Source organism: Citrobacter sp. Cc139, assembly GCF_030334645.1.
Lineage (GTDB): Bacteria > Pseudomonadota > Gammaproteobacteria > Enterobacterales > Enterobacteriaceae > Citrobacter > Citrobacter werkmanii.
In genome coordinates, this window is the sequence record NZ_JAOWDM010000049.1 from 1 (window position 1) to 838 (window position 838).

General features: G+C 53.3%; 1 rRNA gene. It reads left to right on the forward strand.

Annotated elements, in window-relative coordinates:
• Nucleotides 1-838, forward strand: a 23S ribosomal RNA gene (locus OGV69_RS01420); the annotation flags it as partial.

Below are 838 nucleotides of genomic sequence, written 5' to 3' on the forward strand. Positions count from 1 at the left end.
GGTTAACCGTATAGGGGAGCCGAAGGGAAACCGAGTCTTAACTGGGCGTTAAGTTGCAGGGTATAGACCCGAAACCCGGTGATCTAGCCATGGGCAGGTTGAAGGTTGGGTAACACTAACTGGAGGACCGAACCGACTAATGTTGAAAAATTAGCGGATGACTTGTGGCTGGGGGTGAAAGGCCAATCAAACCGGGAGATAGCTGGTTCTCCCCGAAAGCTATTTAGGTAGCGCCTCGTGAATTCATCTTCGGGGGTAGAGCACTGTTTCGGCTAGGGGGTCATCCCGACTTACCAACCCGATGCAAACTGCGAATACCGAAGAATGTTATCACGGGAGACACACGGCGGGTGCTAACGTCCGTCGTGAAGAGGGAAACAACCCAGACCGCCAGCTAAGGTCCCAAAGTCATGGTTAAGTGGGAAACGATGTGGGAAGGCACAGACAGCCAGGATGTTGGCTTAGAAGCAGCCATCATTTAAAGAAAGCGTAATAGCTCACTGGTCGAGTCGGCCTGCGCGGAAGATGTAACGGGGCTAAACCATGCACCGAAGCTGCGGCAGCGACACTATGTGTTGTTGGGTAGGGGAGCGTTCTGTAAGCCGTTGAAGGTGGCCTGTGAGGGTTGCTGGAGGTATCAGAAGTGCGAATGCTGACATAAGTAACGATAATGCGGGTGAAAAACCCGCACGCCGGAAGACCAAGGGTTCCTGTCCAACGTTAATCGGGGCAGGGTGAGTCGACCCCTAAGGCGAGGCCGAAAGGCGTAGTCGATGGGAAACAGGTTAATATTCCTGTACTTGGTGTTACTGCGAAGGGGGGACGGAGAAGGCTATGT